Annotated in this window: 13 protein-coding genes; 4 read left to right on the plus strand and 9 right to left on the minus strand. The window is 67.7% G+C overall.

All coding sequences use genetic code 11. The annotated features are described in order from the left end of the window. Positions 1–4: 4 nt before the first annotated feature. The 7 genes from pepN to ACSFA0_RS07675 form a co-directional block, all read right to left on the minus strand. On the minus strand, positions 5–2,698 hold the full coding sequence (gene pepN, locus ACSFA0_RS07645) for an aminopeptidase N (RefSeq protein WP_435449603.1): 2,694 nt from the start codon (positions 2,696–2,698) through the stop codon (positions 5–7). Between the two features lie 51 nt (positions 2,699–2,749). Then, positions 2,750–3,854, minus strand: a protein-coding gene (gene prfB, locus ACSFA0_RS07650) for a peptide chain release factor 2 (protein WP_435449604.1) whose coding sequence is annotated in 2 segments (ribosomal slippage) — positions 2,750–3,772 and positions 3,774–3,854 — 1,104 coding nt in all. Because the reading frame shifts where the segments join, the coding sequence is not laid out codon by codon here. Positions 3,855–3,956: 102 nt separating this feature from the next. Further along, the gene (locus ACSFA0_RS07655; protein WP_435449605.1) at positions 3,957–5,162 is read right to left on the minus strand and encodes a hybrid sensor histidine kinase/response regulator; all 1,206 of its coding nucleotides are present in this window, start codon (positions 5,160–5,162) and stop codon (positions 3,957–3,959) included. Next, complete coding sequence (locus ACSFA0_RS07660) at positions 5,152–5,760, minus strand: chemotaxis protein CheB (protein WP_435449606.1); 609 nt, start codon at positions 5,758–5,760, stop codon at positions 5,152–5,154. Before ACSFA0_RS07660 ends, ACSFA0_RS07655 begins: the two co-directional genes overlap by 11 nt. Further along, a complete protein-coding gene (locus ACSFA0_RS07665; protein ID WP_435450922.1) occupies positions 5,757–6,539 on the minus strand; it encodes a CheR family methyltransferase in 783 nt (260 codons plus the stop codon). The genes ACSFA0_RS07660 and ACSFA0_RS07665 overlap by 4 nt, the downstream gene beginning before the upstream one ends. Before the next feature lie 71 nt (positions 6,540–6,610). Continuing rightward, positions 6,611–10,093 carry a response regulator gene (locus ACSFA0_RS07670; RefSeq protein WP_435449607.1) on the minus strand — a complete coding sequence of 1,161 codons (3,483 nt, stop codon included), beginning with the start codon at positions 10,091–10,093 and terminating at the stop codon, positions 6,611–6,613. A gap of 89 nt (positions 10,094–10,182) precedes the next feature. After that, positions 10,183–11,094 carry an alpha/beta fold hydrolase gene (locus ACSFA0_RS07675; protein ID WP_435449608.1) on the minus strand — a complete coding sequence of 304 codons (912 nt, stop codon included), beginning with the start codon at positions 11,092–11,094 and terminating at the stop codon, positions 10,183–10,185. Positions 11,095–11,225: 131 nt separating this feature from the next. Between ACSFA0_RS07675 and ACSFA0_RS07680 the strand changes: the two genes are divergently transcribed. Genes ACSFA0_RS07680 through ACSFA0_RS07695 form a run of 4 tightly spaced genes read left to right on the plus strand, consistent with a single transcriptional unit; the run spans position 11,226 to position 13,807 of the window. Then, positions 11,226–12,287, plus strand: a complete 1,062-nt coding sequence (locus ACSFA0_RS07680; protein ID WP_435449609.1) for an aldo/keto reductase — start codon at positions 11,226–11,228, stop codon at positions 12,285–12,287. A gap of 12 nt (positions 12,288–12,299) precedes the next feature. Then, positions 12,300–12,791: an aminoacyl-tRNA deacylase gene (locus tag ACSFA0_RS07685; RefSeq protein ID WP_435449610.1), complete on the plus strand. Its 492-nt coding sequence runs from the start codon at positions 12,300–12,302 to the stop codon at positions 12,789–12,791. 21 nt (positions 12,792–12,812) lie between these two features. Beyond that, on the plus strand, positions 12,813–13,451 hold the full coding sequence (plsY, locus tag ACSFA0_RS07690) for a glycerol-3-phosphate 1-O-acyltransferase PlsY (RefSeq protein ID WP_435449611.1): 639 nt from the start codon (positions 12,813–12,815) through the stop codon (positions 13,449–13,451). Positions 13,452–13,453: 2 nt separating this feature from the next. Next, positions 13,454–13,807 (plus strand): RidA family protein, encoded by a 354-nt coding sequence (locus ACSFA0_RS07695; protein ID WP_435449612.1) that lies wholly within the window; start codon positions 13,454–13,456, stop codon positions 13,805–13,807. A gap of 19 nt (positions 13,808–13,826) precedes the next feature. Here ACSFA0_RS07695 and ACSFA0_RS07700 read toward each other — a convergent pair whose 3' ends face one another. Continuing rightward, the gene (locus ACSFA0_RS07700; RefSeq protein ID WP_435449613.1) at positions 13,827–14,471 is read right to left on the minus strand and encodes a retropepsin-like aspartic protease family protein; all 645 of its coding nucleotides are present in this window, start codon (positions 14,469–14,471) and stop codon (positions 13,827–13,829) included. A gap of 10 nt (positions 14,472–14,481) precedes the next feature. Next, positions 14,482–14,967, minus strand: coding sequence for a YajQ family cyclic di-GMP-binding protein (locus ACSFA0_RS07705; RefSeq protein ID WP_435449614.1), 486 nt, complete (start codon positions 14,965–14,967; stop codon positions 14,482–14,484). Between the last annotated feature and the right edge of the window lie 34 nt (positions 14,968–15,001).

Raw genomic sequence — 15,001 nt, forward strand, 5'->3', positions numbered from 1 at the left:
TCGGTCAGTCGGCCAAAGCGCGGTTCACCACTTCCTGGGTGTCCTTGCTCAGATCGGGTTTGGCGGCGACGCGTGCGATGGCTTCGCGTGCGGCGCTGCGGTAGGGTTCGGCCAGTTTGCTCCAGCGGTCGAGCGAGCGGGCCAGGCGGGCCGCCACCTGCGGGTTGATGGCGTCGAGCTCGCACACGCGCTCGGACCAGAACACGTAGCCGGCGGCGTCCGGGCGGTGAAAGGCACCGGGGTTCGCGCTGCAGTAGCTGAAGATCACGCTGCGCGCGCGGTTCGGGTTCTTCAGCGAGAAGTCCGGATGCTTCATCAGCTGCTTGACCAATGGCAGCACGTCGCCGCCGCGGTCGGTCGAACCGGCCTGCAGCGAGAACCACTTGTCGATGACCAGCGCCTCGTCCTTGAAGATCGCGTGGAAGCGTGCCAGCGCGGGGGCGGCCAGCGAATGGCCCGACGACACCAGGGCCGACAGCGCGTTGAAGCGGTCGGTCATGTTGCCGGCGTCCTTGAAGCGCTGCAGCGTCTTGCCCGGCCACACGCTGTCGCCCGACGAACGCGCCGCCAGACACAGGTTCGTGAGCGCCATGCCCGCGAGGGCGCGGCGGCCGGCCGAGCGCGCGTCCGGTGTGTAGGCGCCGGTGTCGTGGTTCGCGTCGTACGCGGCTTCCCATTGGGAGAAGAGGGCGGTGGCCAGCTGTGCGCGCATGGCTTCGCGCACTGCGTGGATGCGCTGCGGGTCGACCACCGGCAACTGCTCGGCGATGTAGGTTTCCGACGGCAGCGTGAGCACCAGTTCCTTGAAGGCGGCGTCGAGTGCAGGGTCCTGCAGCACCGACGCCATGGCGTCGATGTACGCGGCGTCGAGCACGGGTGCGCCGGGCGTGGCGCCATCGTCGATGGCCTTGAGCGCGCTGCGCAGCGCCAGGCGCTGCCCGGCTTCCCAGCGGTTGAACGGATCGGGGTCGTTCGCCAGCAGCGTGAGCAGCTGGGTGTCGCTGTACTCGAAGTCGAGGATCACCGGCGCGCTGAAGCCGCGCAGGATCGACGGCACGGGCTCGGCATCGACACCGACGAAGGTGAACTGCTGGGCCGATTCCGTCAGCACCAGCGTGTGCGTGCCGCGCACCACGTCGGCCGCGCCGTCGAGCTGCAGCGGGAGTTCGCGGCCGCTGGCGTCGAGCAGGCCCACGTTCACCGGGATGACGAAGGGCAGCTTGAGCGGCTGGCCCGGTGTGGGCGCACAGGTCTGCTCGAAGCGCAGCGTGTAGGTGCGCGCGTCGGCGTCGTAGTGGCCGCGCGCCGCCAGGCGCGGCGTGCCGGCCTGGCTGTACCAGCGCTTGAACTGCGGCAGCAGGCGCGAGAGTTCGGAGTCGAGGTTGGCATCGGCAATCGCCTGCGCGAAGTCGTCGCAGGTCACCGCCTGGCCGTCGTGGCGCTTGAAGTACAGCGTGATGCCGGCCTCGAAGCCCTTGCGGCCGACCAGCGTCTGCATCATGCGCACCACCTCCGCACCCTTCTCGTAGATGGTGACGGTGTAGAAGTTGCTGATTTCGATGTAGCTGTCGGGCCGCACCGGGTGGGCCATCGGGCCGGCGTCCTCGGGGAACTGGGCGGTGCGCAGCACGCGCACGTCCTCGATGCGCTTGACCGCGCGCGCCGACGCATCGGCGCACAGGTCCATGCTGAACTCCTGGTCACGGAAGACGGTGAGGCCTTCCTTGAGCGAGAGCTGGAACCAGTCGCGGCAGGTCACGCGGTCGCCCGACCAGTTGTGAAAGTACTCGTGGCCGACCACGCTCTCGATGTTGCCGTAGTCGGCATCGGTGGCGGTCGCCTGGTTGGCCAGAACGTACTTCGTGTTGAAGATGTTCAGGCCCTTGTTCTCCATCGCGCCCATGTTGAAGTCGCTGGTGGCGACGATCATGAAGCGGTCCAGGTCCAGCGGCAGGCCGAAGCGCGCCTCGTCCCACAGCACCGAGTTGATCAGCGAGTTCATCGCATGCTCGGTCTTGTCGAGGTCACCGGCGCGCACGTACACCTGCAGCAGGTGGTCGCGGCCGGCGCGCGTGCGAATGCGCTGCTCGCGTGCCACCAGCTTGCCCGCGACCAGCGCGAACAGGTAGCTCGGCTTGCGGAAGGGGTCGACCCATTTCGCGAAGTGGCGGCCTTCGGGCAGGTCGCCGCTGTCCACCAGGTTGCCGTTCGACAGCAGCACCGGGTAGGCGGCCTTGTCGGCGCGCAGCGTGACGGTGTAGTTCGCCATCACGTCCGGGCGGTCCAGGAAGTAGGTGATTCGGCGGAAGCCCTCGGCCTCGCACTGCGTGAAGAAGGTGTTCTCGCTCACGAACAGGCCCATGAGCTTGGTGTTCTTCACCGGGCAGCAGGTGGTGAAGATCTCCAGCTCGAAACTCTCGGGCAGGTTGTCGATCACCAGCTGGCCCGCCTCCATGCGAAACGAGGCGCCCTGGCCGTCGACCAGCACGCGCGCCAGGTTCAGCTCGTCGCCGTCCAGGCGCAGCGGGCCGCCGACGCTGTCGGGGTTGCGACGCAGGCGCATGCGGTTGAGCACGCGGGTCTTGGCGGGGTCCAGGTCGAAGGTCAGCTCGACGGTGTCGATCCACCAGGCGGGCGCGACATAGTCTTCGCGGCGGATCGCCAGCGGCTGTTCTTGTCCATCACGCAGTTGCAGCATCGAGGGTCTCCAGAAAATTCGTGGGGGCGAGTTCGCCGTGGTCGCGCGCCATCAGACGCCTTGCTTCAGCGAGGCTTCGATGAAGGCATCCAGATCGCCGTCGAGCACCTTCTGCGTGGCCGAGATCTCGACGTTGGTGCGCAGGTCCTTGATGCGGCTGTTGTCCAGCACGTAGCTGCGGATCTGGTGGCCCCAGCCCACGTCGGTCTTGTTGTCTTCCAGCTTCTGCTGTGCTTCCTGCTGCTTGCGCAGCTCGAAGTCGTACAGGCGCGAGCGCAGCCGCTTCCACGCCACGTCGCGGTTGCTGTGCTGGCTGCGGCCGTCCTGGCACTGCACCACGATGCCGGTCGGGATGTGCGTGAGCCGCACGGCCGAGTCGGTCTTGTTGATGTGCTGGCCGCCGGCGCCGGATGCGCGGAAGGTGTCGGTGCGCACGTCCGACGGGTTGATGTTGATCTCGATCGAGTCGTCGATTTCCGGGTACACGAAGATCGAGGCGAAGCTGGTGTGGCGCCCGCCCGAGGAGTCGAAGGGCGACTTGCGCACCAGGCGGTGCACGCCGGTTTCGGTGCGCAGCAGGCCGAAGGCGTAGTCGCCCTCGACCTTGATGGTCGCGCCCTTGATGCCGGCGGTGTCGCCCGGCGTCTCGTCCTCGATCTGCGTCTTGAAGCCCTTGCGCTCGGCGTACTTCAGGTACTGGCGCAGCAGCATGCTGGCCCAGTCGCAGGCTTCGGTGCCGCCGGCGCCGGCCTGGATGTCGACGAAGGCGTTGAGCGGGTCGGCCGGGTTGTTGAACATCCGGCGGAACTCGAGCTGCTTGATGTCGGCTTCGAGCAGGGCAGCGTCATCGGCGATGGCCTTGAGGCCGTCCATGTCGCCGTCTGCCTTCGACATCTCGAAGAGCTCGGTGTTGTCCGACAGGCCGCTGGTGAGCCGGTCGAGGGTGACGACCACGTCGTCGAGCGACTTCTTCTCGCGACCCAGTTCCTGCGCCTTCTTCGGGTCGTTCCAGACGTTGGGGTCTTCGAGCGAGGCGTTGACTGTCCTCAGGCGTTCGGCTTTGGCATCGTAGTCAAAGATACCCCCGTAACTCGAGGGTGCGGGCGCTCAGGTCTGCCAGCAGTGCGCCGATTTGGTTGATTTGTTCTGCGTCCATGGGGAGATCCTCGAAAAGTAGGGTGGCCCGGCGCGGGCCGGGGAGCAACCGGTGATTTTCTCATGCCGGCCAAGACCCACGGCGTTCGAGGGCGGGAGCGGCTCAGGCCTCGTCCGGCGGCGCGTGCAACGGCAGCGCCACGCGGAAGAGGGCGCCTTCGCCGGGCGCGCTTTCCACGGTGATCTCGCCGCCATGCGCGCGCACGATTTCGCGGGTGATGTAGAGCCCCAGGCCCAGGCCAGCGGCATGCTTGCGGCTGTCGTCGGTGCGCTCGAACTGCTCGAAGATCCGGCCCTGGTCTTCCGGTGCGATGCCGATGCCCTGGTCGCGCACCGCCATCACCGCCTGATCGCCCACGCGCAACGCCACGACGGTCACCGGGCTGCCGCGGCCGTAGCGCAGCGCGTTGGTGATCAGATTGGTCAGCACCTGCTCGATGCGGAATTCGTCCCACACGCCGTCGATGGGTTGCGGCGCGTCGACGTCGAGCGTCGAACCGGTGGCTTCGGCCTGATTGACCAGACTTTCGACCACGCGCTTGGCCATGGCCGACAGGTCGAAGGGCTTGGGCCGGATCGACAGCGAGCCGCTGCGCAGGCGCGACACGTCGAGCATGTCGTCGATCAGCCGCACCATGTTCTGGATCTGGCGCTGGTCGCGCTCGATCATGGCTGGCAGCTTGTCGGGCGAGAAGGGCGACAGGTTGCCCTTGTTCAGGTGCAGCTTGCGCACCTGCGTTTCGAGGTAGAGCGTGTTGAGCGGCGTGCGCAGCTCGTGCGACACCATCGACATGAAGTCGTCGCGCATGCGCACCGCGCGCTCCAGGTCGGCCTGCGCCACCTGCAGCTTCTCGACCAGCGCGGCCTGCTCGCCGTGGGCGGCGGCCAGGGCCTCCATCTCGTGCTTGAGCGCCTTGCGGTGGCGGTGCAGGTCGACGAAGACGTTGACCTTGCTGGCGACCACGTGCGGGTCCAGCGGCTTCTGCAGGAAGTCGACCGCGCCGCTCTCGTAACCCTTGAAGGCGTAGTTCATCTCGCGGCCGGCGGCGCTTACGAAGATGATCGGGATGTGGCGTGTGCGTTCGGTGCCGCGCATCAGCTCGGCCAGCTCGAAGCCGTTCATGCCGGGCATCTGCACGTCGAGGATGGCGAGCGCGAACTCGTGCTCCAGCATCAGCGCCAGGGCCAGCTCGGCGGAGGTCGCCTGAAACACCGGGCGCGCAGGCCCGCGCAGGAGCGCCTGCAGGGCCAGCAGGTTCTCGGGAAGGTCATCGACGATGAGCAGCTTGCTTTCGACGTCAATCGGCATGGAGCGCATTCAAATCCATCAAAAGGGTACGCAGTGCACGCAGCGGCAGCACGCGGTCGGGGTGGTGAAGCGCCAGCGCGGCACGGGGCATGGTAGCGACCTGGGCCTCGGTCGGGTCCTGCACGGCGGTCAGGCCCCCGGCGTGGTGAATGTCGCACAGGCCCCGCGCACCGTCGGGGTTGGCCCCGGTGAGCAGCAGGCCGGCCACCAGCGGCCCGTAGGCGTCGGCGGCCGACGTCATCAGCAAGTCGATCGAGGGGCGCGACCACATCACTGGCGGCTCGCAGCTCAGCGAAAACTCACGGCTGCGCTCGATCGACAGGTGGTAGCTCGGCGGCGCGAAGTACAGCGTGCCGCCGCTCACTGGCGCCTTGTCCTCGGCTTCGCGCACGGGGATCGACAGGCGGTGGGCAAACACCTCGGTCAATCTGCTCTCGCGCCGCTCGGGCATGTGGATGACGGCGACCAGCGGCAGGCGCCAGGGCGTCGGCAGGTCGGCCAGCAACGTGGCGAGCGCATCGACCCCGCCCGCCGAGGTGCCGATGACGGCGGCCTCGACCCGATGCAGCGGAGTCAGCAGGGGCGGCGCGGCCGTCACGATGCCTTGCGGTAGATGCGATCGGCCCGCGCGATCGTGTCGAAACGGGTGGCGAAGGACGAGAAGTCGATGCTTTCCTTGGCGCCCAGGCCGAGAAAGCCGCGGTGGCACAGCGACTCGTGGAACAGGCCGAGCGCGCGGTCCTGCAGCGCGCGGTTGAAATAGATCAGCACGTTGCGGCACGACACCAGCTGGGTTTCGGCGAACACGGTGTCGGTGGCGAGGCTGTGGTCGGCGAACACCGCGTTGGCGCACAGCGACGGGTCGAAGCGCGCGGCATCGTAGGCGGCGGTGTAGTAGTCGGAAAAGGCGCGCTTGCCGCCGGCGCGCTGGTAGTTCGCGGTGTAGTTGCGCACGGCGTCCATCGGGAAGATGCCCTGGCGCGCCTTGTCGAGCGACGTCGGGTTGATGTCGGTCGCGTAGATCTGGGTGCGGTCGAGCAGGCCTTCCTCGCGCAGCAGGATGGCCAGCGACCAGGCTTCCTCGCCGGTGCTGCAACCGGCCACCCAGACCTTGACGGAAGGGTAAGTGTGCAACACGGGCACCACCTGCTGGCGCAGCGTGAGGAAGTAGCTCGGGTCGCGGAACATCTCGCTCACGGGGATCGTCAGGTACTGCAGCAGTTGCGCAAACACCGTGGGGTCGTGCAGCACGCGTTCCTGCAGCGCCGAGACGTTCGGCAGCCGCAGCTGCTCCAGCGCATAGCGAACGCGTCGCTTCTGCGAGGCGCCGGTGTAGTTGCGGAAGTCGTAGCTGTACTTCAGGAAGATCGCTTCCATCAGGAGCGTCAGCTCGATGTCGATGTCGCTCGGCGGCTCGATGGGGCTCAGCGACCCGGTGTCGTCATCGGTCACAGGCGCTCCATCTTGGGCATCCACACGCGCAACAGCGAGAACAGGCGGTCCAGGTCGACCGGCTTGGCGAGGTAGTCGCTGGCGCCGGCGGCCAGGCACTGTTCCTGGTCGTCCTTCGTGGCCTTGGCCGTGACGGTGATGACCGGGAGCTTCTCGAAGCGCGGGTCCTGGCGCAGACGGCGCGTGGCCTCCAGGCCGTCCATCTCCGGCATCATCACGTCCATCAGCACGAGGTCGATGTCGGCCACGCGGTCGAGCTTCTCGAGTGCCTCGCGGCCGTTGCGGCCGATCTCGACGATGGCGCCGCGCTGCTCCAGCGCGCTGGTGAGCGCGAAGATGTTGCGCACGTCGTCGTCCACCAGCAGGATGCGGCGGCCTTCGAAGACGCGGTCGCGCCCGCGCGCGGCCTTGAGCATGTTGCGGCGTTCGGTCGAGAGGTCGGCCTCGACCTTGTGCAGGAACAGCGTCACCTCGTCGAGCAGGCGCTCCGGCGAGCGCGCGCCCTTGATGATGATCGAGCGCGAGTAGCGCAGCAGTTCGGCTTCTTCATCGCGCGTCAGGTTGCGGCCGGTGTAGACGATGACCGGCGGGAACGAGCAGATCTCTTCCGTCGCCATCTTCTTGAGCAGCTCGCTGCCTTGCATGTCGGGCAGGCGCAGGTCGGTCACCATGCAGTCGAAGACGCGGGTGCGCAAGAGCTCCAGCGCTTCCTCGCCGGTGCCCACGGCCGTGATGGCCACGTCGTCGTCGCCGATCAACCTCACCACCGCGTCGCGCTGCACGGCGTCGTCTTCCACCAGCAGCACGGTCTTGACCTTTTGCGTGAGCTTGTCTTCCAGCTTCTGGAACACCTGCTTGAGCTGCTCGCGCGAGGCGGGCTTGAGCGCGTAGCCGATGGCGCCCATGTGCATGGCGGTTTCGGTGTGGTCCATGGCCGAGACGATGTGCACCGGGATGTGGCGCGTCTGCGGTTGGTCCTTGAGCTTCTGCAGCACGTTCAGGCCCGGTGCGTCGGGCAGCCGCATGTCGAGCAGGATCGCGTCGGGCAGCAGCTGGGTGGCCAGGTCGAAGCCGTCGCCGGCGCCGTGCGCCACGATGCACTGGTAACCCAGCTCATGAGCCAGGTCGTACAGGATGTGGGCGAACTGCGGTTCGTCCTCGATCACCAACACCCGCCGCGACGCATTGCGCGGCTGGGCGCGGTCATCGGCGAACTGCGGAATCACCGGCGCCGGAATGGTGGGCGAGGCGGTCGGCATCGCCACCGCGGGCGTCGAGTAGAGGCGGGCCGGTGTGGCGGCCGTCGCGGGCGCCTGCATGCGTGCCTGCAGCGGCGCCCGCGCCGGCATGGTGAGCGTGAAGGTGCTGCCCTGGCCCGGCGTGCTGTCGACCGTGAGCGTGCCGCCCAGCAGTTGGGTGAGGTCGCGCGAGATCGACAAGCCCAGCCCGGTGCCGCCGTAGCGCCGGCTGGTGGTGCCGTCGGCCTGACGGAAGGCCTCGAAGATCACTTCCTGCTGGTCGGGCGAGATGCCGATGCCCGAGTCGCGCACCGCGAATCGGGCGCCGCCATCGGGGCCGCCCGAGATGGTGAGGCCGACCCGGCCGCGGTCGGTGAACTTGAGCGCGTTCGACAGCAGGTTCTTGAGCACCTGCTCCAGGCGCTGGCGGTCGGTCACCAGCAGCGCCGGGGCATCGGGCTCGACGGCCACCCGGAAGTCCAGCTGCTTCTGGCCGGCCAGCGGCGTGAAGGTCATCGCCAGGCTGTCGGCCAGGCGGGCGAGCGGTACTTCTTCGGCCACCAGCTCGAGCTTGCCGGCCTCGACCTTCGCGATGTCGAGGATGTCGTTGATGAGCACCAGCAGGTCGTTGCCCGAGGAGTAGATCGACTCGGCGAACTTCACCTGCTCAGCCGTGAGGTTGCCCTGCGGGTTGTCGCCCAGCAGCTTGGCCAGGATGAGCGCGCTGTTGAGCGGCGTGCGCAGTTCGTGCGACATGTTCGCCAGGAACTCCGACTTGTAGCGGCTGGCGCGCTGCAACTCCTGCGCGCGGTCCTCCAGGTCAGCCTGCACCCGGCGCAGCGCTGCGTTGCGCAGGTCGAGCGCCTCGGTGCGTTCCGACAGCTGGCTGTTGGTCTGCTCAAGCTCGGCCTGCTGGTTCTCCAGCGTGGCTTGCGAGGCGCGCAGCGCGCGCGATTGCTCTTCCAGCTCTTCGTTGGCGGTGCGCAGCTCTTCCTGCTGCACCTGCAGCTCTTCGTTGAGCTGTTGCGTTTCGGCCAGCGCGTCCTGCAACTGCTCGCGGTAGCGCACAGCGGCCACCGAGCTGCCGATGTTGCCGGCGATGAGCTCGAACAGCTCCTTGGCGCGCTCGTCCGGCGCGTGCAGCAGGCCCAGTTCGATGACGCCGTTGACCCGGCCGTCGTGCATCACCGGCAGCAACACGGCCGCGCGTGGCGCCATGTCGCCCAGGCCGGTGTTGACGCGCAGGTAGTCCGCCGTGACCGGCTCGATCACCATCACCCGCTTCTCGTTCGCGGCCTGGGCGACCAGGCCTTGCGTCGGGGCCAGCACCTGCGGCGTGGCTTCGGCCTCGGCCGAGAAGCCATAGCTGGCCACGCGGCGCAACTGGCCCGAGCGCTCGCGCACGTACATCGCGCCCACGCTGCTGCCGACGTGGCTCGCGAAGAAGTCGAGCACCTTGCGGCCCATCTCCGGCGCGCTGAGTTCGCCGACGAGTTCGCCGGTCAGGTCGGTCTGGGCGCCGCGCAGCCAGGCCTGCCGCTGCAGCACTTCGCTGTGGGTCGCCTGGCGTTGCAGCACGGCGTCGTAGCCGGTCGACAGCGCCACCAGTTGACGGCGTCCGAAAAAAGCGAGCAGGCCGGCCAGCGAGAGTGTGAAGAAGAGGAAGAGGCCGACCACGGCAAGCGCCGTGTTGTTCGCTTCGTTGTTGCGCTGGAAGCGCAGCGTCTGCTCCACGTTGATGAAGTTGCCATAGCCGGTGCGCATGTCGTCGGACAGGCGCTTGCCGCGTCCGGACCGGATCACCTGCTGGTAGTCGCCGCCCGCGCGGCGCAGCGCGATCATCTCGGTGGCGAACTGGTTCCAGGCGGTCTGCAGCGTGGTGATGCGGTCGACTCGGTCGGCCTGCGACTGGTTGTCCGCCACCAGAACGCGCAGGCCCGCGAGGCCCGTCATGAGGCGGGGCTGCGCGCTTTCGTAAGGCTGCAGAAAAGCTTCGTCGCCCGTGATCAGGAAGCCGCGCATGCCGGTTTCGAGGTCGACGCTCAGCCGTTGCAGCTCGCTGGCCTCCCGGGTCACGCGGTCGGTGTGTTCGACCCACGAGATGACGGAGAGCAGATAGAAGATCAGGCCGACGAAAACCACCGCGCCGATCAACCCGCCGATCAGTGGCAGCTTGACATTGCGGCTGAGCACACGCTGAAACTCTTTGGGGTCGATGGCGTTGACGGCGGTATGGGGCATGGCTGCGCGCAGAGTGAGCAAAACCCGCCGAGTCTGCCCGTGATTTGTGTCTGTGTGTGTCGGAGAAGGCCGCGAACGGCCGGTCAGCCTCAGCGCAGGAAGTCTTCGATCTGCGCCGCCAGGCGTTCGGGCTGGTCGTGATGCAGCATGTGGCCGCAGTCCGGCAATCGCACGCTGCGAATGTCGCGCACGGCCTTCAGCCGCTCATGGAAGTCGGCCAGGGTGTAGTCCCCGGCCCAGCGCGCCAGGCTGTCGTCGCTGGCCTCCACCGACAGCACCGGTGCGGTGATGGCAGCGTAGAGGGCCAGTGCCTCGTCCAGGCGGTAGATGTGGGCGTTGACGACCTTGTGCGCCGCGTCCCCCAGGATGGTCCAGCGCGTCTCGCCGTCGGCCTGCGTCTGCTCGGCGGCCCAGTGCCGCGCCAGCCAGTCGGCCTTGTCCTGCGGCAGGCGTGGGTTGGTCTTCATCAGGCGGCGTGCCACGCCGTCGGGCGACGGGTAGCCCTGCATCGCCATCTCGCCGCGGTGCAGTTTCTTGAGCTGGTCGATCCACTGCCCGTAGCGCGCAGGCGCTTCTTCGGGCTGGCGCGCGGGCATGCCGAAGCCCTCGAGGTTGACCAGCCGCCGCACGCGCTGCGGCCGCACACCGGCGTACTGCATGGCGATGTTGCCGCCCATGCTGTGGCCGACCAGGTCGACCGGCGTGTCGAGCGCGACATGGTCGAGCAGCCCCTCGAGGTCGGCCAGGTAGTCGGGCAGCCAGTAGTTGTCGACCGCGCCGCCCTCGGTCAGGCCGAAGCCGCGCCAGTCGGGTGCGACGACGAAGCGGTCTTCGGTCATCGCATCGACCACGAACTGCCACGAGGCCGACACGTCCATCCAGCCGTGCAGCAGCATGAGGGGCGGGCGCACGGCCGAGGGCGTGCCCCAGGTGCGCAGGTGGTAGCGCAGGGTGCGCACCGGCACGTGCTCGCTGCGGGAGGGGCGTCGGGGAGCGTACATGGCGGTCGATCATACGAAGCCGCCTTGCGGCGGCCGTCGCGCATCGGACATGCGGCCGGCTGCGCTGCAGCATTGCGCGGCGCGCGGTAGAGTTTCGGGCTTTTCCTTCTCCGATCCGCGCGATCCACCCCATGCAACGCATCCGACTCGGGCAGAGTGATCTGCACGTCACCCCCATCTGCCTCGGCACCATGACCTTCGGCGAGCAGGTCGATTTGCCGACCGCCCATGCCATCCTCGATCGCTCGCTGGCGCGCGGCGTCGACTTCCTCGACACGGCCGAGATGTACGCCGTGCCGGCGCGGCGCGAAACCTTCGGCGCCACCGAGACCATCCTGGGCGACTGGTTCGCCAAGCGCCCCGGCGCGCGCCAGAAGGTCACGCTGGCCACCAAGGTCGCGGGCCCGTCGCGCGGCATGGACTGGGTACGCAAAGGGCAGGGCATGACGGCTGCGGACATCGTGGCGTCGTGCGATGCCAGCCTGAAGCGCCTGCAGACCGACGTGATCGACCTCTACCAGATCCACTGGCCGGAGCGCCATGTGCCGGCCTTCGGCCAGCTGTACTACGACCCGGCGAAGGAGACGTCGGAGACGTCCATCCACGACCAGCTCGCGGCACTCGGCAGCCTGGTCAAGGCCGGCAAGGTGCGCCACATCGGCCTGTCGAACGAGACGCCGTACGGCGTGCACGAGTTCGTGCGCCTGGCCGAGCAGCACGGGCTGCCACGTGTGGCCTCGGTGCAGAACGTGTACTGCCTCGTCGGCCGTGCGCTCGAGAACGGACTGGACGAGACGATGCATCGGCTGGACGTCTCCCTGCTGGCCTATTCGCCGCTGGGCTTCGGCCTGCTCACGGGCAAGTACGACCAAAGCGGCATCGAGGGCCCCGACGCGCCCCAGGGCGCCCGCATCGCCCGTTACGAGTCGGTGCGCAAACAGCGCTGGGGTCGCGCCGATGTGTTTCGTGCGGCGCGCCGCTACAACCAGCTCGCGCGCGACCACGGCATGACGCCCACGCGCATGGCGCTGGCCTTCTGCTACACCAAGTGGCAGGTGGCGAGCACCATCATCGGCGTGACCTCGGTGGCCCAGCTGGACGAGGACATCGACGCCTGGGGCACCCGGCTGTCGCCGGAGGTGCTGGCCGAGATCGACAAGATTCGCTGGGACATCCGCGACCCTGCGAACTGAGGTCGGCGCGTCATGGCGCGAAAGCCGCACGTCAGCGAAACGCCAGCGACACAGCTGCTGCGCGCTCGCGGCGTCGTCTTCACCGAGCATCCGTACGAGTACCTCGCGCACGGCGGCGCGCAGCACAGCGCGGCGGTGCTCGGCTTCGACCCGTTCACGGTGGTCAAGACGCTGGTCATGCAAGACCAGGACGCCAAACCGCTGCTGGTGCTGATGCACGGCAACCGCACCGTGTCGACCAAGAACCTGGCGCGGCAGATCGGCACCAAGTCGGTCGAGCCCTGCAAGCCAGAGGTCGCGAACCGGCACAGCGGCTACCTGGTGGGTGGCACCTCGCCCTTCGGCACCCGGCGTGACATGCCGGTCTACATCGAGTCGACCATCCTCGACCTGCCGAAGATCGCCATCAACGGCGGGCGCCGCGGCTACCTGGTCGGCATCGACCCGCAGGTGTGCGTGACGCTGCTCGGCGCGCAGCCGGTGCAGTGCGCGCTGGCAGAATAGCCAGCCCCACGGAGTCCCCCTTTGAGCTTTCATCTCCCCTCGTTCATCGCGATCGTCCTGTCATACCTGCTGGGCTCGCTCTCCTTCGCGGTGATCGTGAGCAAGTCGCTCGGCATGGCCGACCCGCGCAGCTACGGCAGCGGCAACCCGGGTGCCACCAACGTGCTGCGCTCGGGCAACAAGGGCGCGGCGCTGGCCACGCTCGTGCTCGACGCGCTCAAGGGCTGGCTGCCGGTGTTCGTCATCGGCCTGGTCGGGCCCGACCTCGGCATGGGGATGGGCACCGCGGCGCTGGCCGGGCTGGCCGCCTTCATCGGCCACCTGTACCCCGTGTTCTTCGGCTTCAAGGGTGGCAAGGGCGTGGCCACGGCGGCAGGCGTGCTGGTCGGCATCGACTGGATGCTGGGGCTCGCCACCGGCATGAGCTGGCTCATCATCGCCTTCTTCTTCCGCTATTCGTCGCTGGCGTCGCTGGTGGCGGCCTTCTTCGCGCCGTCGTTTTATCTCATCGGTGGCGGCATCGCCTGGCCGCTGAACCGGACGGTGCTCCTCACCCTCATCGCCATCAGCCTGTTGCTGGTCTGGCGGCATCGCGAAAACATCCGCCGACTGGCGGCCGGCACCGAGTCGAAGCTCGGTGCCAAGAAGAAAAAGGAATGACCATGGCAGAGATCGAACGCTTTCACGTGGGCGCGCGCCTGAGCGAGATGGCCGTGCACAACGGCACCGTCTACCTCGCAGGCCAAGTGCCCGACGACACCACGGCCGACATCCGCGGCCAGACCGCGCAGGTGCTCGCCATGATCGACAAGCTGCTGGCCGAGGCCGGCAGCGACAAGACCTGCATCCTGATGACGCAGATCTTCCTCACCGACATCGCCGAGATCGGCGCGATGAATGAGGTGTGGGACGCCTGGGTACCGCCCGGCCACACGCCGCCGCGCGCGACCGTGCAGGCGGCGCTGGCGAACAAGGGCTACAAGATCGAAGTCGTGATCACTGCGGCCCAGCGCTGAAGGCTGCGCAGCAACGGGCTCAGAAGCGGCGTTCGAGCACCATCTGCTCGGCGTCGCGCCGCATCGAGAAGCGGTTGATGAAGCTGTTGCCCAGCAGCACGAAGGGCATGGGCTGCTGCGAGACGATGGCGTCGATGTCGCGCACTTCGACGTCGCCCACCCGCACCGAATCGAGCCGCATCCGGTAGCCCTGGGCCACGCCGTTGGCGGTGTTCATGCGCACCGGCGTGCCCTTCTGGTAGTCGAGCCCGATGCGCGTCGCATCGGCCACCGACATGGCCACCGTGGTGGCGCCGGTGTCGAGCATGAAGCTCACGCCGCTGCGGCCGTTGATGGCGCCGCTGGCCATGAAGTGGCCGCGGCTGTCGGCATTGAGCACGATGCGCGAACCGCTTGCGGCGTTGCCACCGCCGCCACCGACACTCACCGGCGAATCCATCCGCAGCGTGATGCGCTGGCCGGCGGATTCGACGACCGCCTGGCCGTCCTGCAGCGACAACAGGCGCACGTTCTGCACCTTTTCACCGATGGCCACCGTCTTCGGTGCACCGCCGTTGACCACCAGGATCGCGCGGTTGCCGATGGTGCCGGTGAGCATCACCGAATCGGCGTGCGCACCGGCAGCGGCGAGGCCCAGCCACAGGGCGAGCAGCGGGGCTTTCATGGGGCGGGGCTCAGTCGCGGAAATTGTTGAAGGACAGCGGCATGTCCGGCAGATCCTTCTTGATGAGCGCCATGGCCGCCTGCAGGTCGTCGCGCTTGGCGCCGGTGACCCGCACCGCATCGCCCTGGATGGCGGCCTGCACCTTCATCTTGCTGTCCTTGAGCAGGCGGGTGATCTTCTTGGCGTCTTCGGTCTCGATGCCGCTCTTGACCTTGATGACCTGCTTGACCTTGTCGCCGCCGATCTTCTGGACGTCGCCCTTGTCGAGAAAGCGCACGTCGACGCTGCGCTTGGTCAGCTTGGCGCGCAGGATGTCTTCGACCTGCACGAGCTGGAACTCGGCGTCGCCGATCATGGTGATTTCCTTCTCCTTCAGCTCGACGGCGGCAGCCGTTCCCTTGAAGTCGAAGCGGGTCGCGATTTCCTTGGCCGTGTTTTCCACGGCGTTCTTGACTTCGGGAAGGTTGGGTTCGCAGACGGTGTCGAAAGACGGCATGAGGGCTCCTCTGTAGCGCAGCGTGAATGCGACA

The sequence above is a fragment of the Variovorax restrictus genome (assembly GCF_051216715.1).
Lineage (GTDB): Bacteria > Pseudomonadota > Gammaproteobacteria > Burkholderiales > Burkholderiaceae_C > Variovorax.